A 927-nucleotide genomic window follows, 5' to 3' on the forward strand; every position below is an offset into this window, starting at 1 on the left:
GCCGGCCCCGCCGGGTCCCCCTGCGCTGAAGCGGGCGCCGCTGCCCATCGCCCGGATCGCGTCGTACTGCTCGCGCTCCGCGGGATCGGACAGGACCGAGTACGCCTCGGAGACGTCCTTGAACATCTTTTCCGAAGCAGCATCCCCCGGGTTGGTATCGGGATGGAACTTCCGGGCAAGCTTGCGGTATGCCTTCTTGACGTCGGCGTCGGATGCATCCTTGGAGACACCGAGGATCTTGTAGAAGTCCTTGTCGACCCAGTCCTGGCTAGCCATGCAGGCGCCTCCTTTCAATTCTCACAAAGTCTATGGGCACTGGCGCCCCGGACGGTGACGGGTTGGCCTCCGAGCGTCCGGAGGCCAACCCGTCATCAGGGGCTGAGCGCCGCGGCGCCCGCTGCCGGTGTCATTCTGCCGGTACGGCTACCACTACCTGGGCTGCGCGCAGTACCCGGTCGCCGGCCCTGTAGCCCAAGCGCAGGACCTGGCTGACGGTGTCCATTTCCACCTCGGCGTCGGGCTGCTGCATCAAGGCCTCGTGGATGTTCGGGTCGAATTCGACGCCGGTCTCCTCGATACGGGCCAGGCCGTAGGTCTTGAGCACACCGTCCAGCTTGGTGGCAATGGCCGCGAACGGTCCGTCCGTGAGATCGCCGTGCTGGCGGGCCGCGTCGATGTCGTCCAGGACGGGCAGCAGCGAGTTCAGCACGCCGATGACGGCCATCTCGCCGGCCACGGCGCGGTCGCGTTCGACCCGCTTGCGGTAGTTCACGTACTCCGCCTGCAGCCGGAGCAGGTCGTTCTTCAGCTCCTCGGCCTCCTGCGACGTGGTCCCCTGGGCAACAGATTCCCCGGCCGGGACCTCGGCCCCGTTCAGGATCTGCTCCGCCTGGGCCAGCGCGTCGGCGTCGGCGCCCTGGCCGGCCG

The 927-nt window shown here is 67.9% G+C and carries 2 protein-coding genes; both read right to left on the reverse strand.

The window, feature by feature from the left end; genetic code table 11:
* Positions 1-276: DnaJ domain-containing protein (locus tag AC5RV2_RS18450; protein WP_494093531.1), on the reverse strand; the 276-nt coding region annotated here is incomplete at its 3' end.
* Positions 277-406: 130 nt separating this feature from the next.
* Positions 407-927 (reverse strand): nucleotide exchange factor GrpE (locus AC5RV2_RS18455; RefSeq protein WP_494093532.1); only part of this gene is annotated, 521 nt, incomplete at its 5' end.

The sequence above is a fragment of the Arthrobacter sp. Y3225116 genome (assembly GCF_059091245.1).